The sequence below is a fragment of the Hydrogenophaga sp. genome (assembly GCF_051860785.1).
GTDB lineage: Bacteria > Pseudomonadota > Gammaproteobacteria > Burkholderiales > Burkholderiaceae_C > Hydrogenophaga.
The window spans coordinates 410,277-434,209 of record NZ_JBIMLB010000001.1 but is presented as its reverse complement, the minus strand read 5'-3'; the positions used below and the strand labels follow the sequence as shown (position 1 = coordinate 434,209).

The 23,933-nt window shown below is 66.2% G+C and carries 25 protein-coding genes and 1 tRNA gene; 15 read left to right on the top strand and 11 right to left on the bottom strand.

The features are described 5' to 3' along the window. The first annotated feature begins 154 nt into the window (after positions 1-154). From ACTIF6_RS02060 to ACTIF6_RS02035, 6 genes are all read left to right on the top strand, one after another. A complete protein-coding gene (locus tag ACTIF6_RS02060) occupies positions 155-718 on the top strand; it encodes a CARDB domain-containing protein (protein WP_439586334.1) in 564 nt (187 codons plus the stop codon). A gap of 57 nt (positions 719-775) precedes the next feature. Continuing rightward, positions 776-1,396 (top strand): RNA polymerase sigma factor, encoded by a 621-nt coding sequence (locus ACTIF6_RS02055; protein WP_439586333.1) that lies wholly within the window; start codon positions 776-778, stop codon positions 1,394-1,396. Then, on the top strand, positions 1,389-2,075 hold the full coding sequence (locus ACTIF6_RS02050; protein ID WP_439586332.1) for a hypothetical protein: 687 nt from the start codon (positions 1,389-1,391) through the stop codon (positions 2,073-2,075). Before ACTIF6_RS02055 ends, ACTIF6_RS02050 begins: the two co-directional genes overlap by 8 nt. A 2-nt stretch (positions 2,076-2,077) precedes the next feature. Then, positions 2,078-3,343, top strand: a complete 1,266-nt coding sequence (locus tag ACTIF6_RS02045; protein WP_439586331.1) for a S8 family serine peptidase — start codon at positions 2,078-2,080, stop codon at positions 3,341-3,343. 89 nt (positions 3,344-3,432) lie between these two features. Continuing rightward, entirely contained in the window at positions 3,433-4,671 is a 1,239-nt protein-coding gene (locus ACTIF6_RS02040; RefSeq protein ID WP_439586527.1) for a Y-family DNA polymerase, read from the top strand. After that, positions 4,631-5,473, top strand: coding sequence for an enoyl-CoA hydratase-related protein (locus ACTIF6_RS02035; protein WP_439586330.1), 843 nt, complete (start codon positions 4,631-4,633; stop codon positions 5,471-5,473). Before ACTIF6_RS02040 ends, ACTIF6_RS02035 begins: the two co-directional genes overlap by 41 nt. A 27-nt stretch (positions 5,474-5,500) precedes the next feature. Here the strand turns inward: ACTIF6_RS02035 and ACTIF6_RS02030 are convergent, their stop codons facing one another. Further along, a complete protein-coding gene (locus tag ACTIF6_RS02030; protein WP_439586329.1) occupies positions 5,501-5,926 on the bottom strand; it encodes an Lrp/AsnC family transcriptional regulator in 426 nt (141 codons plus the stop codon). Between the two features lie 122 nt (positions 5,927-6,048). On the opposite strand from ACTIF6_RS02030, the gene ACTIF6_RS02025 reads away from it, so the two are divergent. The 4 genes from ACTIF6_RS02025 (at position 6,049) to ACTIF6_RS02010 (ending at position 9,775) form a co-directional block, all read left to right on the top strand. Beyond that, positions 6,049-7,125: an ornithine cyclodeaminase gene (locus ACTIF6_RS02025; protein ID WP_439586328.1), complete on the top strand. Its 1,077-nt coding sequence runs from the start codon at positions 6,049-6,051 to the stop codon at positions 7,123-7,125. A gap of 47 nt (positions 7,126-7,172) precedes the next feature. Beyond that, entirely contained in the window at positions 7,173-8,234 is a 1,062-nt protein-coding gene (locus ACTIF6_RS02020; RefSeq protein WP_439586327.1) for a histone deacetylase family protein, read from the top strand. A 175-nt stretch (positions 8,235-8,409) separates the two neighbouring features. Beyond that, positions 8,410-8,982: an RNA polymerase sigma factor gene (locus ACTIF6_RS02015; protein WP_439586526.1), complete on the top strand. Its 573-nt coding sequence runs from the start codon at positions 8,410-8,412 to the stop codon at positions 8,980-8,982. Positions 8,983-8,992: 10 nt separating this feature from the next. After that, complete coding sequence (locus tag ACTIF6_RS02010) at positions 8,993-9,775, top strand: anti-sigma factor (RefSeq protein ID WP_439586326.1); 783 nt, start codon at positions 8,993-8,995, stop codon at positions 9,773-9,775. On the opposite strand, the gene queF is transcribed toward ACTIF6_RS02010, so the two are convergent. The 6 genes from queF to ACTIF6_RS01980 form a co-directional block, all read right to left on the bottom strand. Continuing rightward, positions 9,776-10,621, bottom strand: coding sequence for an NADPH-dependent 7-cyano-7-deazaguanine reductase QueF (queF, locus tag ACTIF6_RS02005; RefSeq protein ID WP_439586325.1), 846 nt, complete (start codon positions 10,619-10,621; stop codon positions 9,776-9,778). Then, entirely contained in the window at positions 10,618-11,505 is an 888-nt protein-coding gene (locus ACTIF6_RS02000; protein ID WP_439586324.1) for a 2OG-Fe(II) oxygenase, read from the bottom strand. The genes queF and ACTIF6_RS02000 overlap by 4 nt, the downstream gene beginning before the upstream one ends. An 11-nt stretch (positions 11,506-11,516) precedes the next feature. Next, complete coding sequence (yaaA, locus tag ACTIF6_RS01995; RefSeq protein ID WP_439586323.1) at positions 11,517-12,293, bottom strand: peroxide stress protein YaaA; 777 nt, start codon at positions 12,291-12,293, stop codon at positions 11,517-11,519. A gap of 60 nt (positions 12,294-12,353) precedes the next feature. Next, a complete protein-coding gene (locus ACTIF6_RS01990; RefSeq protein ID WP_439586322.1) occupies positions 12,354-12,944 on the bottom strand; it encodes a DUF3501 family protein in 591 nt (196 codons plus the stop codon). Positions 12,945-12,954: 10 nt separating this feature from the next. Continuing rightward, the gene (locus ACTIF6_RS01985) at positions 12,955-14,304 is read right to left on the bottom strand and encodes a (Fe-S)-binding protein (protein WP_439586321.1); all 1,350 of its coding nucleotides are present in this window, start codon (positions 14,302-14,304) and stop codon (positions 12,955-12,957) included. 95 nt (positions 14,305-14,399) lie between these two features. Then, positions 14,400-14,822 (bottom strand): rubrerythrin family protein, encoded by a 423-nt coding sequence (locus tag ACTIF6_RS01980; RefSeq protein WP_086125420.1) that lies wholly within the window; start codon positions 14,820-14,822, stop codon positions 14,400-14,402. A gap of 289 nt (positions 14,823-15,111) precedes the next feature. On the opposite strand from ACTIF6_RS01980, the gene ACTIF6_RS01975 reads away from it, so the two are divergent. From ACTIF6_RS01975 to ACTIF6_RS01960, 4 genes are all read left to right on the top strand, one after another. Further along, positions 15,112-15,726: a VOC family protein gene (locus ACTIF6_RS01975; protein ID WP_439586320.1), complete on the top strand. Its 615-nt coding sequence runs from the start codon at positions 15,112-15,114 to the stop codon at positions 15,724-15,726. Between the two features lie 302 nt (positions 15,727-16,028). Next, positions 16,029-17,759 carry an FAD-dependent oxidoreductase gene (locus ACTIF6_RS01970; RefSeq protein WP_439586319.1) on the top strand — a complete coding sequence of 577 codons (1,731 nt, stop codon included), beginning with the start codon at positions 16,029-16,031 and terminating at the stop codon, positions 17,757-17,759. Further along, positions 17,756-17,938, top strand: a complete 183-nt coding sequence (locus tag ACTIF6_RS01965) for a DUF2783 domain-containing protein (protein ID WP_439586318.1) — start codon at positions 17,756-17,758, stop codon at positions 17,936-17,938. Before ACTIF6_RS01970 ends, ACTIF6_RS01965 begins: the two co-directional genes overlap by 4 nt. A gap of 67 nt (positions 17,939-18,005) precedes the next feature. Then, on the top strand, positions 18,006-20,900 hold the full coding sequence (locus ACTIF6_RS01960) for a valine--tRNA ligase (RefSeq protein WP_439586317.1): 2,895 nt from the start codon (positions 18,006-18,008) through the stop codon (positions 20,898-20,900). Positions 20,901-20,912: 12 nt separating this feature from the next. Here ACTIF6_RS01960 and ACTIF6_RS01955 read toward each other — a convergent pair whose 3' ends face one another. From ACTIF6_RS01955 to cysM, 4 genes are all read right to left on the bottom strand, one after another. Further along, a complete protein-coding gene (locus tag ACTIF6_RS01955) occupies positions 20,913-21,959 on the bottom strand; it encodes an NAD(P)-dependent oxidoreductase (protein WP_439586316.1) in 1,047 nt (348 codons plus the stop codon). 44 nt (positions 21,960-22,003) lie between these two features. Further along, positions 22,004-22,231, bottom strand: coding sequence for a sulfurtransferase TusA family protein (locus tag ACTIF6_RS01950; RefSeq protein ID WP_439586315.1), 228 nt, complete (start codon positions 22,229-22,231; stop codon positions 22,004-22,006). An 86-nt stretch (positions 22,232-22,317) separates the two neighbouring features. Next, on the bottom strand, positions 22,318-22,872 hold the full coding sequence (locus ACTIF6_RS01945; RefSeq protein ID WP_439586314.1) for an NUDIX domain-containing protein: 555 nt from the start codon (positions 22,870-22,872) through the stop codon (positions 22,318-22,320). Positions 22,873-22,885: 13 nt separating this feature from the next. Beyond that, positions 22,886-23,788, bottom strand: coding sequence for a cysteine synthase CysM (gene cysM / locus ACTIF6_RS01940; protein WP_439586313.1), 903 nt, complete (start codon positions 23,786-23,788; stop codon positions 22,886-22,888). 40 nt (positions 23,789-23,828) lie between these two features. Between cysM and ACTIF6_RS01935 the strand changes: the two genes are divergently transcribed. Further along, positions 23,829-23,913 (top strand) — tRNA-Leu (locus ACTIF6_RS01935). Positions 23,914-23,933 lie beyond the last annotated feature (20 nt).

Sequence of the window (23,933 nt, the reverse complement as noted above, 5' to 3'; positions counted from 1 at the left end):
CTCCTTGCGGCGTTGAGGTGCCGATTGAGTCGCTGCAAGCGCCCATCTGGTTCAAAGAAAAAGATTGAACCTGCTGCATCCAACCCCCGACTCAGTGGGCGTCAGGCACCAACCCGACGTCCCATCGACCCCATTTCACGAACAGGAGCTCGCCATGAACACCATCGCCACCCCCAGCCTGCATGCCCGCCATCTGTTGCTGGTGCTCTGCATCGCCGCTGCCACCACAAGCCTGGGCGCGCGTGCCCAGGGCACAGCACACCTTCCCACCTTTCCCGCAGGCCCGGCTGCACTGGCTTCGAACGAGAAGCCCGACCTCTTCATCTACCGGCACTACGGTTCGCCCGAAGAAGCCGGCTCGCCACGCGGTTATCCCTACGTGGAGTTCTGCGGCGGCCACGACGGCCAGGGCGGCCCGGCCCGTCGTGTGTATTTCGAGGTGTTCAACCGGGGCGCCGTGGCAACGCCGGCCAGCCAGGTGCGCGTGCAGTTCACCAACCCCCAGACCCACCAGGTCCGGGTGGTGAACGTGGCGGTGGCACCCCTTGCGCCCCAGGCGAATCTGGTCAAGCGGGTGCCCATTCCACCCGGCTGCTACTCCGCTGGATCCAGCGCGCAGTGCAACTTCACCATCACCGCCGACCCCGACCAGCAAGTGGCCGAGCGCTTCGAGAACAACAACGCGCAGCGCTCTTACTGCGTGGGTCCCTCTTTTTGATGAGGTCCCGATGAATGCCCGTTGCCGCTCGGCCCCGCAGTCCTATACTGCTGCCGCATGCACGCCTCATCGCGCCAGGACGAGTCCGATCTCCGAGCCGATCTCGACGCGATCATCGAACAGGATGCGCAGGCCATGAAGCGCTTCTACCTGGCCCTCGCGCCCACCACCTACCAGTTCGCCATGCGCCGCCTGAGCGATCCGGTGCAGGCCGAAGAAGTGGTGGTGGAAACGATGTACGAGGTGTGGACGCATGCCGGTCGTTTTTCCGGGCAGTCCAGCATCCGCACCTGGGTGCTGGGCATTGCACGCCACAAGCTGCTGGACAAGTTGCGCGACCGTTACCGCCACCAGCACGAAGCGCTGGACGACGAGACCGAGGACGCCCGTGCAGGTGATGCGGAATCGCATGCGCCCGAGGGCTTCGAGCGGGTGGCCCAGCGCGAGCACCACGACATGATCGTGCACTGCGCCGGCAAGCTGCCTGAAGACCAGCGCGAGGCCCTGCACCTGGCGCTGTATGAAGATCTGCCACTGGCCGACATCGCACGGGTTCAGGCCTGCCCGGAGAACACGGTGAAGACACGCCTGTTCCATGCGCGCCGCAAGATGAAGGAGTGCCTGCAACGGCTCTTCAAGGACGTGAATGGTCCCTTTGCGGGAGCCGGCCATGGCTGAGCACGAACCGATCGATGCAGACCGGCAGCAGTTGCTCGAATGGTTGCCGCTGGCGGCCAACGAGACCCTCGCACCCGACCTGCTCGCGCAACTGGAATCGGGCCTGGCCCGGCATCCCGATCTGCGGCACGAGCTGCGCTGGCTGCAGACCTTGCGCCATACCGTGCAGGCGCAGCCGCTCGAGGCCGTGCCCGACGGTGACCTGGGCTGGTCGAAACTGGAGCGCCGCATGGCCGCCACCGCAGGAGCCAGGCGCAACCGTGCGGCAACGATCGCACCGCAGGGCTGGTCTGAAAAGCTGCGCGACTGGCTGCAGGCGAACTTCGGCCCCGTGCTGGCTACGGCCTGTGTGCTGATGGTGGCGCAGGCCGTGCTGATCGGCACACTCATCCAGCAGGCGTCCACGTTCGAGGCCGCCGGTGGAAAGCCGCCGGTGGAAGGTGTGGCTTCCGGCGTGTTGCTGCACGTGACGGTGCGGGAAGGTGTGAGCGAATTGCAGCTGCGCGAAGCACTGCGGCGCTTCAACGCCAGCATCGTGCAGGGCCCGAGCGCGCTGGGCATCTACACGCTGCGCATGGCCGATGGCAGCGGCTCGCAAGATGCGCGCGCGCTGGCACAACGCCTCATCGACGAGGCGGGTGGCGTGTTCGAAAGCGCCGCGCCCACCACGGGAGAATGACGATGCGCGCCTGGCTGCTCTTGCTGATGGCATTGCACGCGTTGTGCGCGGGCACCTCATGGGCGCAGACCGCGGGGGGACGTGGATCGAGTGGCGGTGCGCGGGGCGGCGACTGGCGTGCACCGCCGCCGGTGCGAACCCCGCCACCGGTCGTGACGGTGCCCATTCCCACCTCGTCACAGGTTCACGAGGTGGAGCCCGGACAGGTGCTGCTGCTGTCGCGAGATTTCCGCATCACGCGCCAGGTGCTGGGTATCCTGCAGGCCGAAACCATCGTGCCCGTGGCCACAGCGCGACTGCGCACGCTGGGCTGGGACCTCGCACTGTTCCATTTCGCGGACCACGCCGCCGCACTGGAGCGGTTGCTGCAGTGGCGCCAGCGCTTTCCGCAGGTGAGCGTGGACCTCAACCACCTCTACCAGGCGCAGTCCGACATGCAGGGCCGCGAATACGCACTGCGCATGCTGGACCTGCCGCTGCAAACCGCATCGGCGAAAGGAACGGGCGTGCGCATGGGCATGCTGGACACGCGGGTGGAAAACACCGACTGGCTCAGGCAGGCCACGCTGACGCGCAGGCCCTTCCTCAACGACACCTCGGCACGGCAGCCCGATGTGCCGGCTTCGCCCGCGCACGGCACCGCCATCGCCAGTCTGGTCGCCAGTGTGGCGCCGCAGGTGCGCCTGTACGCGGCCGAAGTCATGGCCGCGCGGGGCGACAGGACCGTCACCAACAGCTACCGCCTCATCCAGGGCGTGGACTGGCTGCTGGGCCACCAGGTTCGCGCCATCAACATGAGCCTGGCTGGCCGCCCCGACGTCAACCTGGCCACCACGGTGGATGAACTCATGCGGCGCGACGTGGTCGTGATTGCGGCGGCCGGCAACCAGGGCCACGGCGCGCCGCCCGCCTACCCGGCCGCCTACGCCGTTGCCCATGCCGGCATGCTGGCGGTGACGGCGGTGGACGTGCAGGGGCAGTTGTACGACCAGGCCAACCGGGGCGGCTATGTGTCGGCCGCGGCGCCTGGGGTGCAGATCTGGGTGCCCGCCGCAGGTGCGATGGGAGCCCGCTACGTGAGCGGCACCTCGTACGCCAGCGCTTACGCGACCGGCGCGGTGGCGCGCTGGCTGGCCACCTACCCCGGCCAGAGCGCGTCGACCGCCACCCGGCGACTGCGCGACACCGCACGGGACCTGGGGCCCACGGGGCGCGACGAGTCGTTTGGTGACGGCCTGCTGCAGGTCAACGCCGCGCTGCGCCGCTGATCCGGCAGCGCTATGCTTGCCGCGTGACCGAACCCACCGTCCCGATTCCCACGTCTTCCCGCCTGCCCCGGCGCATCGCGCACCTGGACATGGACGCGTTCTTCGCGTCGGTCGAGCTGCTGCGCTATCCGCAACTCAAAGGCCTGCCGGTGGTGATCGGCGGCGGGCGTCGGCGGGAGGACGAGATGTTCGAGCAACTGCGGCAGGCGCATCCCGAGCGCGACTGGAGCGGCACCGACCTGGCGCACATACCGCCCGAGTACTTTCCCCGGCTGGAAAGCTATGTGGGACGCGGCGTGGCCACCACCGCCACCTACGCCGCACGCCAGTTCGGCGTGGGTTCGGCCATGGGCCTCATGAAGGCCGCCAAACTGTGCCCGCAGGCCATCCTGCTGCCGGTGGACTTCGACGAGGTCCGGCGCGTCTCGCGCCTCTTCAAGAGCACCATCCGCGAGATCGCGCCGGTGATGGAGGACCGTGGGGTGGACGAGGTTTACATCGACTTCACCGATGTGCCCGGCGGCCAGCGAGAGGGTGGACGCGTGCTGGCGCGGCTCATCCAGAAGAGCATCTTCCAGGCCACGGGCCTGACCTGCTCCATCGGCGTGGCGCCCAACAAGCTCATCGCCAAGATGGCGAGCGAATTCAACAAGCCCAATGGCATCAGCATCGTGCACATGGACGACCTGCAAAGCCTGATCTGGCCCCTGCCCTGTCGCAAGATCAACGGTGTCGGCCCGAAGGCCGACGCAAAGCTGCAGGGCCACGGCATCCACACCATCGGCGATCTGGCCCAGCGCGAGCGCCCCTGGCTGGTGGCGCATTTCGGCAAGAGCTATGGCGCCTGGCTGCATGAGGTGTCCTGGGGCCGCGACGAGCGGGCGGTGCAGACCGAGAGCGAGCCGGTCAGCATGAGCCGCGAAACCACCTTCGACCGCGACCTGCACGCGGTGCGCGACCGCGCCGAACTGGGCGGCGTGTTCACCCGGCTCTGCGAACAGGTGGCCGACGACCTGCAACGCAAGGGCTACGCGGGCAAGACCATCGGCATCAAACTGCGTTACGACAACTTCCAGATCGTCACCCGAGACATCACCATGGATGCGTTCACGAGCGATGCCGCCACCATCCGTCGCCAGGCGGGGCTGTGCCTCAAGCGGGTGGACCTGGACCGTCGCATCCGCCTGCTGGGCGTTCGCGTGGGCAAGCTCGTCAAGCCCGGGACAGAGGCGGAAAGCACCGCAGGCTACATTGAGCCTCCACGCCGCCACCGAGACAAATCCCGCCATGAACACACCGACCTGCTTTTCCCTGAGCTCGACGGATGACGTTGCTCACCTGGTGTTGAGCCGGCCCGCCGAGCTCAACACCATGCACCCGACCTTCTGGCGTGAGCTCGACGAGCTGCTCACGCAGATTCACCACGAAGGCACGGCACGCGCGCTGGTCATCAGCAGCACCGGCAAACACTTCAGCGCGGGCATGTCGCTGGAGACCTTCGCGGGCGCGATCCAGATGGACGACCAGAGCCCCGAGGGCCGCGCCGCCATCTTCGATCTGCTCACCGACATCCAGGCCACCTTCACGAAGATCGAGAACCTGCGCATCCCGGTGATCTGCGCCATCCAGGGTGGCTGCATCGGCGGCGCGGTCGACATGGTCACCGCCGCCTGCATCCGCTACGCCAGCGCCGACGCCTTCTTCTGCATCCAGGAAATCAACATCGGCATGGTGGCCGACGTCGGCACGCTCCAGCGCTTGCCGAAATTGATCCCTTTCGCCGTGGTGAAGGAACTGGCCTACACCGGCCGGCGCCTGCCGGCAGCCAAAGCACTGGCCTACGGCTTGGTCAACGAGGTGTTCGACTCCCACGAAGCCACCGTGGCGGGCGCCTTGCAGTGCGCAAAGGAAATCGCGGCCAAGCCGCCGGTGGCCATCTGGGGCACCAAGCAGGCCGTGACCTACGCGCGCGACCACTCGGTGGAAGACAGCCTGCGCCAGATGGGCTGGCTGCAGGGCGCGGTGTGGAGCAACGCGCACGTGCGCGAGGCCATCACCGCGATGAAGGAGAAGCGCGCTGGCGACTTCACGCCGCTGGCCGGCCTTCGGCCATTCAAGTCGCTGGGCTGATCGGGCACCGCCGCAACGCTTCGCGGCTCAGGACAGGCGATAAGTCGCCAGGTGCAGGCTGGTCTCGGTGCTGCTGATGCCGCGGATCAGGCGAATGCGTTCGAGCACCTGCGAGAGTTCAGTGAGGCTGGTCGCGCGCAGCTCGGCCAGCAGGTCCCAGCGGCCATTGGTGTCGTGCAACTCGGCCACGCCGGGCTCGCCGAGCAGGCTGGCGATCACGGCGCGGGTCTGGTTGCCTTCCACCGCCACGCTCATCCAGGCGCTGATCTCGCTGGGCTCGGCATCGGGCCGCAGCCGCACCGTGTAGCCAACGATGACGCCGCTGTCTTCCAGCCGCGTGATGCGGTTGGTGACGGTGCCGCGCGAGACGCCGAGCTTCTTGGCGAGCGCCGCGACGTTGGTGCGCGCGTCCTTGCGCAAGAGGGAGATCAGTTGCTGGTCGATGGCGTCCATTTGGGCATTATGCGATTCGTGGCTGACGTTTTGCTATTTTTCTGACAAAACTTAAGCAGAGTTGGCGATTTACATTGAGTCTGCGCCTGGCGACACTGGATGCAACCCAGAAGGACACCGCCATGAACGCCCCCCTCTATTCCCTGCCCACCCTGTTTCTGAGCGCCCAGGACGTGGCCACGCTGGTCCACCGCCTGGGCCTGCCCGCCGCGCTGGACCGCATGGCCGGCACCATCCACGCCGACTACCTGCGCTGGCCCGATTTCGACAAATCGGCGCGCGTCGCCAGCCACTCGGCCGACGGCGTGATCGAGCTGATGCCGATCGCCGACGACACCACCTACGCTTTCAAGTACGTCAATGGCCATCCCAAGAACACCCAGAGTGGCCTGCCCACGGTGATGGCCTTCGGCGTGCTCGCCGACGTGGACACGGGCGTGCCGGTCCTGCTGAGCGAGCTCACGCTCACCACCGCGCTGCGCACGGCGGCCATGTCGGTGGTGGCCGCGCGTGCGCTGGCCCGGCCGGACAGCCGCCGCATGGCGCTGATCGGCAACGGCGCGCAGAGCGAGTTCCAGGCCCTGGCCTTTCACCACCTGATGGGCGTCGACGAAATTCGCCTGTACGACACCGACACGGCCGCCACGCGCAAGCTCATGGCCAACCTGGCGGGCCTGCCCGGCTTGAAACTGTTCGTCTGCGACAGCATCGCGCAAGCGGTGCGCGGCGCCGACATCGTGACCACGGTGACCGCCGACAAGACCAACGCCACCATCCTCACACCCGGAATGATCGAACCCGGCATGCACATCAACGGCGTCGGCGGCGACTGCCCCGGCAAGACCGAGTTGCACCCCGACGTGCTGCGCATGGCCTCGGTGTTCGTGGAGTACGAGCCCCAGACCCGCATCGAAGGCGACCTGCAGCACCTGCCGGCCGACTTCGCCGTGACCGAGCTCTGGCATGTGCTCGCCGGCAACGCCCCGGGCCGCAACGACGCGGCGCAGGTGACGCTGTTCGACTCGGTGGGCTTCGCGCTCGAAGATTATTCGGCGCTGCGCTTCCTGCGCGAGGCCGCAGGCGAACTCGGCCTGGGCCAGGCGCTGCCGCTGATCCCCGCGCTGACCGACCCGAAAGACCTGTTCGGCCTGCTGCGCCGGGCCGAGCCGAGGCCAGTGGCCCTGGCGCTGGCGGCCTGAAGCAGCCGCTTTCGCTACGATGGGCATCCCCCATCGTTCGCGCGCTCATGAAAACCTTTCACAACCCCCACCACGCAGGCCACGCGGGCCAGCAGGAAATGTTTCGCGGCCGCATGGTGCCTTGCCATGAAGTGCCTGCACGGCTGGCCTTTGTGCTCGCCGAGCTGCAGCGCCGCCCACTCGGTGCGCTCACCGCGCCCGTGGTGGACAACACCGCGCTGGACGCGGCCATCGCCCGCGTGCACAGCGCACGCTACCTCACCTTCCTGGCCAGCGCGTGGGACGACTGGGTCGCCATGGACCCGGCCAACGCGCAGCGCGACGCCCTGCCCTCGGTCTGGCCGCTCGGCAACCCGCACGGCTTTCGCAACGACGTGCTGCCGCACAACTTCGCGGCGCGCCTGGGCCTGTTCTCGTTCGACTCGGGTTCGCCCCTGACCGCCGGCACCTGGGCCGCCGCGCGGGGCGGTGCGGCGTGCGCGCTGGCCGCGGCGCAAGCGGTGGCCGGCGGCGACCGCAGCGCCTTCGCCCTCACGCGCCCACCCGGCCACCATGCCGGTCCGGACTTCCTGGGCGGCTACTGTTTCCTGAACAATGCCGCGATCGCCGCGCAGGCGCTGCGCGACGCCGGCCATGCGAAAGTGGCCGTGCTGGACGTGGACTACCACCACGGCAACGGCACACAGACCATCTTCTACGAGCGCGCCGATGTGCTCACGGTGTCGATCCATGGCGACCCGGCCACCGAGTACCCGTTCTTCCTCGGCCACGCGGACGAGCGCGGCGCGGGCGCCGGCGAAGGCTTCAACCTCAACCTGCCATTGCCGCGCGGCACCGGCTTTGCCACCTGGCGCGCCGCGCTGGATCGCGCGCTGCAGGTCGTGCGCGATTTCGGCGCCAACGCCCTGGTGGTGCCCATGGGCCTGGACACCTTCCAAGGCGACCCGATCTCGGGCTTCACCCTCAAGACCACCGACTACGCCGCCGTCGGCGCGGCATTGGCCGGTGCCGGCCTGCCCACGGTGTTCACCTTCGAGGGCGGCTACGCGGTGGACGAGGTCGGCACCAACGCCGTCAACCTGCTGGAAGGTTTTCAGCAGGCGACCTGAAAAAGTGCTGAATCCGGCACGCCTTCTGGTGCGTATCCAGAGGGCCATGAAGCTCTTTCAACCCACCCCACGCCCTGAAACGCCGCGCCGCGCTGCGGCCGGCTCACGCCCCGTTCTGGTCTGGAGCCGGCCCGATGGGCACCCGCCCGCGTCCCGGCTACCGCACAATGCGCCCATGAGCGACCAACCCGACGACACCCTCATCGCCCTGATCGACCGCATCGCGCAACGCGACGAGGCGGCGCTCAAAGCCCTTTACGACCTGGTGTCGTCCAAGCTCTACGGGCTTTCGTTGCGTGTGGTGGGCAAACACGAATGGGCCGAGGACGTGCTGCAGGAGACCTTCCTGCAGATCTGGCGATCGGCCGGCGACTACCGCGCCAGCCTGAGCCCGCCCATGGCCTGGCTGGGCCTGATCGTGCGCAGCCGTTCACTGGATTTCCTGCGTCGGCGCACCGCCGAGCGCGTGCACCTCACCGACGAGATCGACGACGTGATGGCCGACACGATGGAAGGCGACTCCCCCAACCCCATGGACGTAAGCCTGGCGAGCCAGCAGGCCTGGGCGCTGCACCAGTGCCTGGGCAAGCTGGAGAACCGCCAGCGCGAGGTGGTGAGCCTGGCCTACCTGCGCGACCTGAGCCACAGCGAGCTCGCCGAGCAGCTCAAGCTGCCGCTGGGCACGGTCAAGACCTGGATCCGGCGCGGGCTTGATCAACTGCGCACCTGCATGGCGCGCTTTGCGTGAAGGAGCTGCCATGAACCTTCTGCAAAACCCCGAACTTCTGGACAAACTGGCCGCTGCCCACGCGCTGGGCACACTGCGCGGCGGCGCACGCCGGCGCTTCGAAGCCATGGCACGCGAACAGGCGCCGGTGCGCGCTGCCGCCCTGGTGTGGCAGAGCCGCGTGGCGAGCATGAACGAGCTGCAGGCCCCCAGCGACCCCGCTCCCGCGGTGTGGACGCGCATCGAGAACCTGGTGCGAGCCGACCGCGAAGAACAGGCCATGACCGTGGCGCGCGCCAAACCATCCCAACCCGCCAGCCGGGGCGGCTGGCTGCGCAGCCTGGCGTTGTGGCGCGGCACCACCGCGGCCGGCGCACTGGCCACGGTGCTGGCGGTGGTCACGGCTGTGGGCCTGCGCGACAACCTGGGCGCACAGATCGGCGAACTGCAGGCCAGACTGGAAGCCACGCCCGCCATCGAATACGTCGCCGTGCTCAACGACGACAAGGCCAGCGCTTCCATGCTGGTGACCTTCGATCCGAAGAGCAGGAAACTGACGCTGCAGCGCGTGGGGGGTTTCCAGGAGGCGAGCGACAAGTCGCTGCAACTCTGGGCCTTACCGCCTTCGGGCGGACCGCGCTCGCTCGGCGTGCTGACCCATGAACGTCTGCTGCAACTGGCCGCCGATCAAGCCGACGTGCGCGAGGTCCCGGCACTGGCCGTCAGCCTGGAACCTCTCGGAGGCGTGCCCAGCGAACGCGGACCGACGGGGCCGGTGCTGTTCAAGGGCGCGTTGATCCAGAAGATGCTGTGATCACTGCCGCGCCGTGCGCACATTGGCCGGTGGTGATTGCGGGTGGCTGCTGCGCCAGGGGTTGATGTCGAGCCCGCCGCGGCGCGTGTAGCGCGCGTACACCGTGAGCTTGGCGGGCTTGCATCGCTGCCAGATGTCCATGTAGATGCGCTCCACACACTGCTCGTGGAATTCGTTGTGGTTGCGAAAGCTCACGATGTACTGCAGCAGCCCGGCCTGGTCGATCTGCGGTCCGCTGTAGCTGATCTGCACGCTGCCCCAGTCGGGCTGGCCCGTCACCAGGCAGTTGCTCTTGAGCAAGTGGCTCACCAGGGTTTCGTCCACCGGCTTTTCGTCCAGCGCGGCCGTCAGCAGTTCGGGTGCGGGCTGGTACTGCGTGCACTCCACGTCGAGCCGATCGATCGACAGGCCGCTCAATTCGTGCACGGGCTCGGCATCGAACTGCTCGGGCATCAGCAGCTTCACGCCCGCACTCGCCTGCACCGGCCCACCGTGCCAGATGGCCGCGCTCACGTCGATGCGGATGCGCTCGCGCACGGCGTCGGCGCTGGCGAAGAGGCTGTTGTTGAAGCTGTTGAGGTAGAGCTTGAACGACTTGCTCTCGACAATGTGCGTGCTCTCGCAAGGCACGGTGATGTGGGCCAGGGCCACCTGCGGCTTGCCGCGCAGGTTCAGCCAGCTCAATTCGAAAGCGGTCCAGAGATCGGCGCCCAGAAAGGGCACGCTGCCGGTGATGCCGATCTCGCGCCGCTTGGTCTCGCGCGGCAGGGGAAACAGCAGGGAAGCGTCGTATTGGTCGACGTAGGCCGAAGCGCGGCCAAGCTGGGATTGTTCAGGTGTGTTCACACGAATTCTCGTTCTCGGAGCCACTTGGTGGCGACCCATTTCTCGCCCTCGATCACCGGCGCACCGCCATGCAGGGTGCGCGTCGAGGGGTGCGGCCGGTCGTAGCTGAAGAACACCGCGTTGCCGCGCACCGGTGCCACTTCGAAGCCGACGTCGGGAAAGGTGGTGCCGCCGCCGCGTGCGGGTTCATTGAGGTACATCACGAGCGTGGCCACGCGCTGGCCGCCGCGCCGCAGGATGGTGGGCGTGCCCGGCTCGGCCGGGTCGAAGTAGTCGTAGTGCGGCTTGTACTCGGCGCCGGGGTGGTAGCGCAGCACCTGGAAGCCCTCGCCGTTCTCCACCGGCCAGCCCACCAGCCGCGCGATGCGCGCTTCGATGCGCGCCACCTCGGGAATCTGCCCGCGCGTGAAGAACATGCCGCTGCTGGTGCGATCGGGGTTGAGTTCCTCGCCACCCGTTTTGGTCTCCACGGTGAGCGAGCGGGCCAGTTGGGGCCGCGCAGCCTCCATGAGCGCATCGCACTCCTCGGCGCTGAGCAGGTTGCCCAGCACCACCACGCGCGGGTGGTTGAGCGTGGCGATCACGTCGACCATGCGATCGCCTGCGTCGATCTGACGCGGAGAGCGGCTCAGGTCAAGATCGGGCACCGGCACACCCACCTGCGCGGGTGCGGCACCGCTCGCGGTGGGAGCCGCAGCGACGGCTTTCGCGGCCGACTGCGTGCGCAAGTGCTCGCGCAGCGTGGTGTCGAGTGCCTTCATGGCCACCGATTCGCTCCAGCCCGAGGCCACCATGGAGGCCAGCACCACGTCCGGGGTGAAACCGGCGGTGGCCTGTTCGATGATCCAGCGGCGCAGTTCGGGGGTGATGGTCTGTTGGGCCATGGGCTGCCTCCTCAGATGCGGGCATCGCGGCGGAACACCAGCCGCTCCGTGGTGGATTCGGCCCCGTGGAACCGATAGCCTTCAAGATTGAAGCGCTTGAGCTGCTCGACCGCAGTGATGCGGTGCTGCACGGCGTAGCGCACCATCAGGCCGCGCGCGCGCTTGGCCATGAAACTGATGACCTTGTAGCCATCGGCCTTGCGCTCCTCGAAAACGCAGGTCACGACGCGCGGCACCAGCGCCTTGCGGTCCACCACCTTGAAATATTCTTCGCTGGCGAGGTTGACCACCACCGGGCTGAGTTCGGCCTGGGCGCGTTGATTGAGGTGCTCAGCAATCTGGCGGCCCCAGAACTGGTAGAGGTTGGTGCCGCGCCCGGTCTTCAGGCGCGTGCCCATTTCCAGGCGGTAGGCCTGCATCAGATCGAGCGGGCGCAGCACGCCGTAGAGGCCACTCAGGATGCACAGGTGCTGTTGCAGCCAGTCCAGGTCGGCCTCGGGCAGGGTCTTCGCGTCCAGGCCACCGTACACGTCGCCATCGAACGCCAGCACCGCCTGCTTGGCGTTCCTGGGCGTGAAGCGGGGCCGCCAGGCCTGGTACCGCGCGGCGTTCAAACCTGCCAGCGCATCGGACAGATCCATGAGCTCGGCGATCTGCATGGGCGACTTCTCGCGCATCACGCCCACGAGTTCGGTTGCCTGCTTCATGAACAGCGGCTGGGTGTGGGTGGCCACGTGGGGTGGCGTGTCGTAATCGAGCGCCTTGGCGGGAGAGATGAGAAACAGCATGGCGATGGGATGTGAAAAGGGCTTCCCGAAGGAAGCCCTGATTATGACCACGGGTGGGATTTACTTCAGGTCACCGGCCAGGCTCGCCAGGGTTTCAACCGGCACCTGCATGTGTGCGGGGTAATGGGTGTGATCGCAACCGATCTTCACCGCCGCGCCCGCCTGGATGGCGGCGCGCATCGTGGGCGTGAACTCGAAGCGCACGAAGTGCACCGCCGAGGTCTTTTCGTCGTTCTCGCGGTCCAGGTCCTCGTCGGCGATGGCGTAGACCCGGGCGTGGCCTTCCACCTCGACGAACATGCGGTCCTCCACGCCGATCAGGCGCGCGAGCTCGCGCTTGCGTTCGTTGACGTCGGTGTATTCGATCATCATCGTCGCCTTCCAGTTGGTGCCATCGGGCACCAGCGGCGCATAGGCTTCGATCTCCTGCTCGATGCCTTCTTCTTCGAAGATCTTCTCGATGCGCAGCATCTCCTGGATCTGGTAGCGGATGGTGGTCTCGCTCTCGAACTGCAGGTGGATGTGCTCGCCGAGCTGCACGCTGCGCAGCTTGCGGTGTGCGATGACCTCGGGCTTGTGGACCTTGCGCCACTTGGTGTAGGCCTCCAGGCTCATGAGCGTGTCGGCGGTGATGCGGCCGGTGAGTTGCATGGGCTTCTCCTTACTTCAGCCCGTAGGCCTGGGCCACGAGGCTGAGCGGGTGTTGCAAGGTGGGCGCACCCAGGCCGTTGACCTCGAAGCCTTGCGCGATGTGGTGGCCTCCGAGCGGACAGTCCGAGCTGATGTAGTCGGGCTTGCTGCCATCCTTCATGTTCGCCATGGCCTTGAACACCGGCTTGCCGATCTTCAGCGCCGTCTGGTGGTAAGCCTTCTTCACCCCAAAGGTGCCCGCGTGCCCCGAGCAGCGCTCGATGGTGTTGAGCGTGGTCTCGGGAATCATCTTCAACATCTCTTCGGTCTTGCGCCCGATGTTCTGCACCCGGCCGTGGCAGGGAATCTGGTAGCTCACGTTGCCCAGCTTCTGCGGGAACTCGGTCTTGAGCAGGCCATCGCGCTTGCGCGCCATGAAGTATTCGAACGGATCCCACAGGTGTTCCTTCACCAGCTGGGTGTCGGCGTCGTCAGGAAACATGAGCGGGATTTCCTGCTTGAACATCAGCGCGCAACTCGGCACGGCCGCGAGGATGGCGTAGCCGTCCTTCGCGTACTTCGCCAGCACGGGGATGTTGGCGGCCTGACTCTTCTGCACCGAGTCCAGGTCACCCAGTTCGAGCTTGGGCATGCCGCAGCATTGTTCCTTCTCGACGATCACATAGGGAATCTCGTTGTGGTCGAGGATCTTCAGCAGGTCCAGGCCGATGCCGGGCTCGTTGTAGTTGATGTAGCAGGTGGCAAAGATGGCGACCTTGCCCGGGGTCTTGTCGCCATCCTTCACCACCGTGGCCTTGGCTTCAGGGGTGCCGGATCGGAACTTCCTGGTCGCGAGCTCGGGCAGCCAGGCGTCCTTGTCGACACCGAGCGCGCTTTCCATGACGCCGCGCGCGGCCTGGGTCCGGTTCACCGCGTTGGCCACCTGCACCACGATCGGGATGCCCGCGAACTGGCCGTGCACGTCGGTTGACGCCAGGAATTTCTCGGCCAACCCGACCTCGCCCTTCTTGAACTTGATGGCCTTGGCGCGCAGCATGGTGTGCGGGAAGTCCAGGTTCCATTCGTGCGGTGGCGTGTAGGGACACTTGGTCATGTAGCACAGGTCGCACATGTAGCACTGGTCGACCACCTTCCAGTAGTCCTTCTTGTCCACGCCGTCGACCTCCATGGTCGAGCTTTCATCGACCAGATCGAACAGCGTGGGAAAGGACCCGCACAGGCTCACGCAACGGCGGCAGCCATGGCAGATGTCGAAGATGCGCTCCAGTTCGTGGAAGCACTTCTCCTCGTCGTAGAAATCGGGGTTCTTCCAGTCGAGCGCGTGCCGCGTTGGCGCCTGCAGATTGCCTTCGGTGGCCATGCTTGTCTCCTCGTCTTGTGCGAGTGTGTTCGTGGGGGAAACGCTGCGCTCAAGTGAGCGCAGCTTTCAGAACGCCGCGCGAAGCGCGGCGGGGGTCAGTCCACCAGTTCGTTCAAGGCTTTCTGGTAGCGGTTGGCGTGCGAACGCTCGGCCTTGGCCAGGGTCTCGAACCAGTCGGCCACTTCGTCAAAACCTTCCTCACGCGCAGTCTTGGCCATGCCTGGGTACATGTCGGTGTACTCGTGCGTTTCGCCAGCCACGGCCGAAGCCAGGTTGTTGCGGGTGGAGCCGATCGGCAGGCCCGTGGCCGGGTCACCGGATTGCTCGAGGAATTCCAGGTGGCCGTGCGCATGACCGGTCTCGCCTTCGGCGGTGGAGCGGAACAGTGCGGCCACATCGTTCTGACCTTCCACATCGGCCTTGTTCGCGAAGTACAGGTAGCGGCGGTTGGCCTGGGATTCGCCAGCGAAGGCGTCCTTCAGGCATTGCTCGGTCTTCGAGCCTTTCAATGCGGGCATGGGGTATCTCCTTGTGTGGTTGGAAGAAGTGCCCAGGAGTCCGAAAAAACACGTCCGTTCTCCTGGAGCGAAACACGTTACGCCGGCTGCAGAGGAAGGTCTAATTGTTCTGGGCTATCCACCCTATTGGAGCTGGCTATTGATGCAAACGGATTGATAACCGTTCTCAACAACGTCGACACACCGCCTGGAAAGCCGCAAACTGGAGCGCGACGCAGGCCCTTTGATTACGATAAGGGAAATGCATTGCATAATGGTGAATCGCGACAAACGCCTTCAGGAGACAAGCATGCCGTCCAACGCCACCCTGCCCGCACCCGCTCCGATCCAGCAACTGCACCACTACGCCTACCGCGCCAGGGATGCAGAAGAGACACGCCGGTTCTACGAAGACGTCCTGGGCCTGCCGCTGTACCACATCATCCAGAGCGATTACGTGCCCAGCACGGGTGAGTACTGCCCGTACACGCACTTCTTCTTTCGCCTGCAGGACGGTTCCTTCATCGCCTTCTTCGACCTGGGCGACGACGAAGCCGCGCAGCCGAGCCCGAACACGCCGAAGTGGGTGAACCACATCAGCTTCCGTGTGGACACGGAGCAGGAGCTGGAGAACACCAAGGCGCGCCTGGAAGCGCATGGTGTGGAGGTGCTGGGCGTGACGGACCACCACATCTTCAAGAGCATCTATTTCTTCGATCCGAATGGCATCCGCCTGGAGCTCACGGCGCAACTGGCCGATGAGTTCGAGATGCTGGAAGAGAGCAAGACGGCGCATGCTCGCCTGGGCGAGTGGAATGCGCGCAAGGAACAGTGGCGCAAGGAACGCGCCGAGGGCAAGTCCGCCGCGCCGCTGAAGCCGCAGCAGAACGATCGGCCTGAGGTGGCTGAGCGGGTGAAGGCCTGAGTTCTTGGCGTTGTCGTGAGTCCGGTCGGCGCGAGCAAGGGCGAAGGGCTCCGCGAATGTCCCCCGGGCCGGCTTCGCCGCCCCTCCTCCTTTATTTCGCTGCGCCCTTGCTCGCGCCGACCTCATGGCACACGACCATAGGCAAGCCAGCATGTCACCCGCTCGTTGACGTTGGGCGCTCTGCGCAGCGAAATAAAGGAGGAGGCGGCCTCCCGCCGCCGGGGGACATTCGCGGAGCAGAGTGCCCAACGTCAACGAGCAGCGCGAGGTAGTCGAATGAAATCAACAAGAAGGAGCAACGCATGTCCCTGACAGCGTACAAAGAAACCGCCCACACCAACAGCTACCAGTTCACCGCTGGCACAGGCTACGAACTCCCCGAGTACCCCTTCGTTGCCCCGCCTGAATTGAAGAGCGAACAGGTGGTGCGCCACCCGGTGGTCATCGTGGGCGGGGGCATCACCGGCCTCACCCTGGCCTGCTCGCTGGCGCGCCTCGGGGTCAAAGCCGTGCTCATCGACGAAGACAACACCGTCGGTGTCAAAGGCGCTTCTTCACGCGGCATCTGCTACACCCAGAAATCGCTGGAAATCTTCGAGCGACTGGGCATCTTCGAGCGCATCGCCGCCAAGGGCGTGCAGTGGAGCGTGGGCCGCACCTTCGCCGGTGACGACGAGGTCTACAGCTTCGACCTGCGCCAGCAAGGCAACTTCCACCTCTCCAGCCAGCCACCCTTCATCAACATCCAGCAGTTCTACATCGAAGGTTTCCTGGTCGAACGCATCCAGGAACTCGGCGTCGTCGAGCTGCGATGGCAGAACCGCCTCACGGCCTTCGAACAGAACGCCGAGTGCGCCACCCTTACGGTGGAGACGCCAGCCGGCAGTTACCGCATCGAAGCCGAACATGTGATCGACGCCACCGGCTCGCACAGCCCGCTGCGCAAATGGCTGAACGTGCCCTTCGACTCTCGCCGAGGCGACGACCGCTGGTGCATCGCCGACGTGCGCTTCAGCACGCGGCCACCCGTGGAGCGCCACACCTGGATCGAGGCGCCGTTCAACGAGAACCGCGCCGTCTGGCAGCACCTCATGGCCGACAACGTCTGGCGCATCGACTATCAGATGGCGCCCAACGCCGACCCCGAATACGTGAGCCGCGAGGATGTGGTGCGCGAGCGGCTGCAACGCCAGTTCGGCGCCGACGTGCAGGTCGACATCGTCTGGGTCGGTCCTTACGCCTACCGCAGCGAATGCGTGCACGGCATGCGCCACGGCCACGTGTACCTGATGGGCGACTCGGCCAAGGTGGTGAGCCCCTTCGGCGCACGCGGCGGCAACACCGGTGTGGCCGATGCCGACAACCTGGCCTGGAAGCTGGCCGCCGTGCTGCGTGGCAAGGCCGCTCCGGCCCTGCTCGCCAGCTACGACCAGGAGCGCCTGGAAGCCGCGCAGCAGAACGTGAACGTAACCAACCGCACCGCGCGGTTCCTGCGCCCGGCCGACGGCAGCGAGCGCCTGTTCCGGGACGCCGCCATCGGCCTGGCCAGGCAATACCCGTTCGCGCGCAGCCTCATCAACACCGGGCGCATGGCGGTGGCCAACCCCTACAGCCGTTCGTCCGTCTGCACCTACGCACCCACCAGCGCCGCCGGCCAGTCGGTGCAGAACGTGCACTTCGCCTGGGCCAACGGCCAACCCGGCAAGGTCAACGACCTGCTGGACTGGGCCGCTGGCGACCTGCTGCTGCTGGTGTTCGGCGACCTGAGTGCCGCCAGCGCGCAGCGCCTGCGCCGGCTGTGTGGCGATGCACCGGTGCGCAGCGTGCAGGTGCTGGGAAAAGACGGCGCGCCACAGGCGCTGGAACATGTGCGCGATCCCAACGGCCACCTGCAGGGCGCCTGCCAGGTGTCCGGCCATGCCTGGGCGCTGCTGCGGCCCGACGGCTACCTCGCCGCCACCGGCGAAACCATCAACACCCCACTGATCGAGGCCATCGAACGCTCGCTGGGCCTGCGCGGAGATACCCCATGAAGACCACGCCCCAATTCCAGGACGCCGACGCGTTCTACGAGCAGTTGCTCGACGCCCAAGCTGGCCTCAGCCGCGAAGAGGCCGAGCTGTTCAACGCCCGCCTGATCCTGCTGCTGGCCAACCAGATCGGGGACACGCAGGTGCTGCGCGAATGCATCGCCGCGGCAGGGCAACGATAGAATCAAGGGCTTCCCTGCTCTCCCTGACGGCATCCTGCGGGATGCCGTTTTTATTCTGGCGCCCCCCATGACCGACACCCTGAACCAGCCTGGCCTGCAATCCCTGGCCAAATCGTTCGAACCCGCACCGATCGAAGCCCGCTGGGGCCCGGAATGGGAGCAGCGCGGCGTGGGCGTGGCGGGCTTCCGGGGCACGGGGGCACCCAAAGCCGGTGCGCCGTCGTTCTCGATCCAGTTGCCTCCCCCGAACGTGACCGGCACGCTGCACATGGGCCACGCGTTCAACCAGACCATCATGGACAGCCTCACGCGCTACCACCGCATGGCCGGCGCGAACACCGTCTGGGTGCCCGGCACCGACCACGCCGGCATCGCCACGCAGATCGTGGTGGAACGCCAGTTGCAGGCGCAGGGCATCAGCCGCCACGACATGGGCCCCACACCGGCCGAGGCGCGCAAGAACTTCGTGGCCAAGGTGTGGGAGTGGAAGGAGCAGAGCGGCAACACCATCACCACACAGATGCGCCGCATGGGCGACAGCGTGGACTGGAGCCGCGAGTACTTCACCATGGACGAGAAGCTCTCGACCATCGTCACCGAAACCTTCGTGCGTCTGTACGAACAAGGCCTGATCTACCGTGGCAAGCGCCTGGTGAACTGGGACCCGGTGCTCAAGACCGCCGTGTCCGACCTGGAAGTGGAAAGCGAAGAGGAAGACGGTTTCCTCTGGCACATCGCCTACCCGCTCACCGACGGCAGCGGTTCGCTCACCGTGGCCACCACCCGCCCCGAAACCATGCTGGGCGACGTGGCGGTGATGGTGCACCCCGAGGATGAGCGCTACACCGCGCTGATCGGCAAGACCGTGCGGCTGCCGCTGTGCGACCGCGACATCCCGGTGATCGCCGACGCCTATGTGGACCGTGAATTCGGCACCGGTGTGGTGAAGGTCACGCCCGCGCACGACACCAACGACTATGCGGTCGGCCAACGCCACAAGCTGCCGATCATCGGCGTGCTCACGCTCGACGCCGCCATCAACGAAAACGCCCCCGCGAAGTACCAGGGCATGGACCGCTTCGTCGCACGCAAGGCCGTGGTGGCCGACCTCGAAGCCGCCGGTCTGCTGGTGGAAACGAAGAAGCACAAGCTCATGGTGCCGCGCTGCGCACGCACCGGACAGGTCGTCGAGCCCATGCTCACCGACCAGTGGTTCGTTGCCATGAGCAAGGTGAGCGAATCCGATCCCAGCGGCAAGAGCATTGCGCAAAAGGCCATCGATGCCGTGCAGTCGGGCGAAGTCACCTTCGTGCCCGAGAACTGGGTCAACACCTACAACCAGTGGATGAACAACATCCAGGACTGGTGCATCAGCCGTCAGCTCTGGTGGGGCCACCAGATTCCCGCCTGGTACGACGACGACGGCAACGTGATCGTGGCGCGCAACGAAGCCGAAGCGCAGGCCAAGGCGTCGGGCCAGACGCTCACGCGCGATCCCGACGTGCTCGACACCTGGTATTCATCGGCCCTGGTGCCTTTCTCGACGATGGGCTGGCCGAACCAGAAGGATGGCGAGACCGAGGATTACAACCTCTACCTGCCCAGCAGCGTGCTGGTGACCGGCTACGACATCATCTTCTTCTGGGTCGCCCGGATGATCATGATGACCACGCACTTCACAGGCCGCGTGCCCTTCAGGCATGTTTACATCCACGGTCTGGTGCGCGATGCGCAGGGCCGCAAGATGAGCAAGAGCGAAGGCAACGTGCTCGACCCGGTGGATCTGATCGACGGCATCTCGCTCGCGCCGCTGCTCGAGAAACGCACCACCGGACTGCGCAAGCCCGAGACCGCGCCCAAGGTGCGCAAGGACACCGAAAAGGAATTCCCCGAAGGCATTCCGGCCTACGGCGCCGACGCACTGCGCTTCACCTTCGCCGCGCTCGCTTCGCTCGGCCGCAGCATCAACTTCGACAGCAAGCGCTGCGAGGGCTACCGCAACTTCTGCAACAAGCTCTGGAACGCCACGCGATTCGTGCTCATGAACTGTGAGGGCCAGGACTGCGGCCTGGAAGAACACACCAAGGCCGAATGTGCGGTGGGCCAGCCCTTTCACGGCTACCTCAGTTTCAGCCAGGCCGATCGCTGGATCAGCTCGGTGCTGCAGAAGGTCGAGGCCGACGTGGCCAAGGGCTTCGCCGAGTATCGGCTGGACAACGTGGCGAACACGATCTACGACTTCGTCTGGAACGAGTTCTGCGACTGGTACCTCGAGATCGCCAAGGTGCAGATCCAGACCGGCGATGCATCGCAGCAGCGCGCCACGCGCCGCACCCTGATCCGCACGCTCGAAGCCATCCTGCGCCTGGCCCACCCCGTCATCCCCTTCATCACCGAAGAGTTGTGGCAGAAGGTCGCGCCGGTGGCCGGCATGGCCGGTCCCACCATCAGCGTGGCGCGCTACCCCGAGAGTCAGCCCAACAAGATCGACGAAGCGGCCATTGCACACGTGGTCAAGCTCAAGTCGCTGGTCGATGCCTGCCGCACCTTGCGTGGCGAAATGAACGTGTCACCCGCCACGCGCCTGCCGCTCTATGTGGTGGGGGACGCCGACTTCATGCGCGCGGCTGGCCCGGTGCTGCAGGCCCTGGCCAAGCTGAGCGAGGTGCGCGTGTTCGACGACGAAGCCGCGTGGGCCGCCGCCGCGCAGGCCGCGCCCGTGGCCGTGGTGGGCGAGGCGCGCCTGTGCCTGTACATGGAGATCGACGTGGCGGCCGAGAAAGCGCGCCTGGGCAAAGAGGCCACGCGCCTGGAAGGCGAGATCACCAAGGCCAATGCCAAGCTGGGCAACGAGGCTTTCGTGGCCAAGGCACCGCCGGCCGTGATCGATCAGGAGAAGAAGCGGGTGGCCGACTTTTCAGCCACGCTGACCAAGGTGCGGGAACAGCTCCAGCGTCTGTGAGCGCCTGATGCGTCAGTTCCGATGCAGCGCGATCGAGCTCCACTGTGATGGCGTGACCGTCTGCGGATCGCCCGGTTCCTGATAGTCCAGGTTGTCGAGCGCCGAGAAATCGCTGACGCGGTGCTCGGCGCTCTGCGCCGCCGCACCCGGTGACAGCGTTTCGTGGATCCGGTGCGCCACGTACCAGCTGGCGCGCAGCTTGGCTTCGCGCGTGTGCGAACCGAGGCGCGGCGTGAGGTGCAGGTTGGGAATGCCGTGCAGCGGCGTGCCCTCGGCGGCGAACTGGGGATTCGCGCCATCGAGCAGGCAGGCGTCGATGCGGCCATCGCACAGCGCCAGCGCCAGCGCCTCGGCGTCGAACAGCGAACTGCGGCTCACGCCCACCCACAACTGACCGGGCTTGCAATGGTTGAGCAGGCGCTCGTTGATCCAGCCCTTGAAGCGCGAGGCGTACACCATCTGCAGCGAGATCGCGTCGGAATGGTTCAGCAGCTCCTGCAGCGAAACAGGTTCGACCTTGAGCTTGTCCCAGATGTCGGCGGCGTGGTGCACGGCCGGGTCATAGCCCAGCAGCCGCACGCCCAGGCTGCGCAGCATGGGCGCCAGCGTGTGGGCCACGGGCGCGAGGCCCAGCAGACCCACGGTGCTTCCCGAAAGCTCGCGCCCCATGCGCACCTGCGAAATCTTGCGTCCCAGCAGCGCGCTGATCATGCCGCGCCGGTAGAGCATGAGCAGGCCATACAGCAGGTATTCGGCGTTGGAGCGCACCGTGGCGCTGCGCGCCTGCAGCACGCGCACGTTGCGCCGCGCGCAGGCGTCCAGGTCGGTGTTGTCGCTGGAGATCTGCATGCGCGCCACGATCTCGAGCTTGGGTGCGAAATCCAGGAACTCGTGAGAGACCACCACATGCGGCGGCAGCACGATGGCGCGCGACTTGTAGGTGCTCTTGCGCAGTTCCGGTGGATCGTCGGCGAGCTCGGGGCGGAAACTCACCTCATGGCGTTCCTGCAGCCAGGCCAGCGCCTCGGGCACGAGCGGATCAAGGAGCAGGACTTCCATGGTGCAGGACGGGTTGGAGGTCGTTGAAGGGGATGGCCCGGCAATCAGCGCCGCTTGAGCACGCTGATGTGGTCGCCACCAAGCGTGGCCTGCTCCAGCAGAACGTTGCCGGTCTGCTTGGCAAAAGCCTGGAAATCGCGCACCGAACCCGCATCGGTGGATATCACCTTCAGCGTCTGGCCACTGAGCATGTCGGCCAGGGCTTTCTTGGCCTTCAGGATGGGAAGCGGGCAGTTCAGGCCGCGCGCGTCGAGTTCTCGATCAGCATTCATGGGGGGGTATTCCTGGGTTCACGACATTCTAAGCGTGGCACGCGGCCAGCGCGGGCCGAGCTGCTCCCGGATTCCCGCTGGCCGGTTCAAGCGGCCGGACTTGCGGTGCCCGGGCGTGGCGGATCGTCCCGGAACCCGGGTTCGATGCCGCGCGCGCGCAGCCACTGGGCCAGCGCCAGCCCGGTGCCCGCGCGCCAGCACAGCACCTTTTCTGGCGGCAGCAACCGGTACTCCACCAGTTCGGGCGAGAGCTTCACGTCGCCGTGAACCCGTGCGTGGTAGGTGATGATGACCTGGTTCATGCGCTGGAAATCGTGCACCGCCACGAGCGAGAGTTCGTCCACGGCCAGGGTGGTTTCCTCGGCGATCTCGCGCCGTATGCCCTCTTCAGGCGTCTCGCCCGCCTCCATGAAGCCGGTGATGAGCCCGAACATGTCGGGCCGGGGCCAGGCCGCGTTGCGCGCCAGCAGGATCCTGCCGTCCAGCTCCACAATGGCCGCGAGCACCGGCGTGGGGTTGTTCCAGTGGGTGAAGCCGCAGGCCGGGCAGCGCAGCCGCTCCACCAGGCCGCTGTCTTCCTCCAGACCGAGCATTTCCAGCGGCGTGGCGCAGTTCGGGCAAAAGCGGAATTCGCTGCTCATGATCGGCAGCGCGTCAGGCGGGGAACACGCCGGTGGACAGGTAGCGGTCGCCCCGGTCGCAGACGATGAAGACGATGGTGGCGTTCTCCACCTGGCGCGCGATCTGCTGCGCGACCCAGCATGCGCCTGCGGCCGAAATGCCACCGAAGATGCCTTCTTCACGCGCGAGCTGGCGGCACATCTCCTCGGCATCGGACTGGTCCACGTACACGAGTTCGTCGACCCGGCTGGCGTCGTAGATCTTCGGCAGGTATTCCTGCGGCCATTTGCGGATGCCGGGGATGCGCGAACCCTCGCTGGGCTGCGCCCCGATGATGCGGATGGCCGGGTTCTTTTCCTTCAGGAAACGCGAGACGCCGGTGATGGTGCCGGTGGTGCCCATGGCGCTGACGAAATGCGTGATGCGACCGCCGGTCTGCGCCCACAGCTCCGGCCCGGTGGTCTCGTAGTGCACACGCGGGTTGTCCTCGTTGGCGAACTGGTCGAGCACGCGGCCCTTGCCTTCGGCCTGCATGCGCTCGGCAAGGTCGCGCGCCGATTCCATGCCGCCGCTCTTGGAAGTCAGGATGAGTTCCGCACCGAAGGCCTTCATGGTCTGTGCACGTTCGATGGACAGGTCCTCCGGCATGATCAGCACCATGCGGTAACCCTTGATGGCGGCAGCCATGGCCAGCGCAATGCCGGTGTTGCCCGACGTGGCTTCGATCAGCGTGTCGCCAGGCTTGATGTCGCCGCGCTCCTCGGCGCGCTTGATCATCGAGACCGCGGGCCGGTCCTTCACCGAACCAGCCGGGTTGTTGCCTTCGAGCTTGCCGAGGATCACGTTGCCGCGCTCGGTGTTTTGCGCAGCGCCGATGCGCTGCAATGCCACCAGGGGCGTGTTGCCGATGGCGTCTTCAATCGTCGGGTATTTCATGGCGTCACTGTGCCATAATTTCCGGTCGCCGTTCCGCGATGCCCGGGTGGTGAAATTGGTAGACGCGCCGGACTCAAAATCCGGTTCCGAAAGGAGTGTCGGTTCGATTCCGACCCCGGGCACCAGATATCAGGCCGTGCAGTTG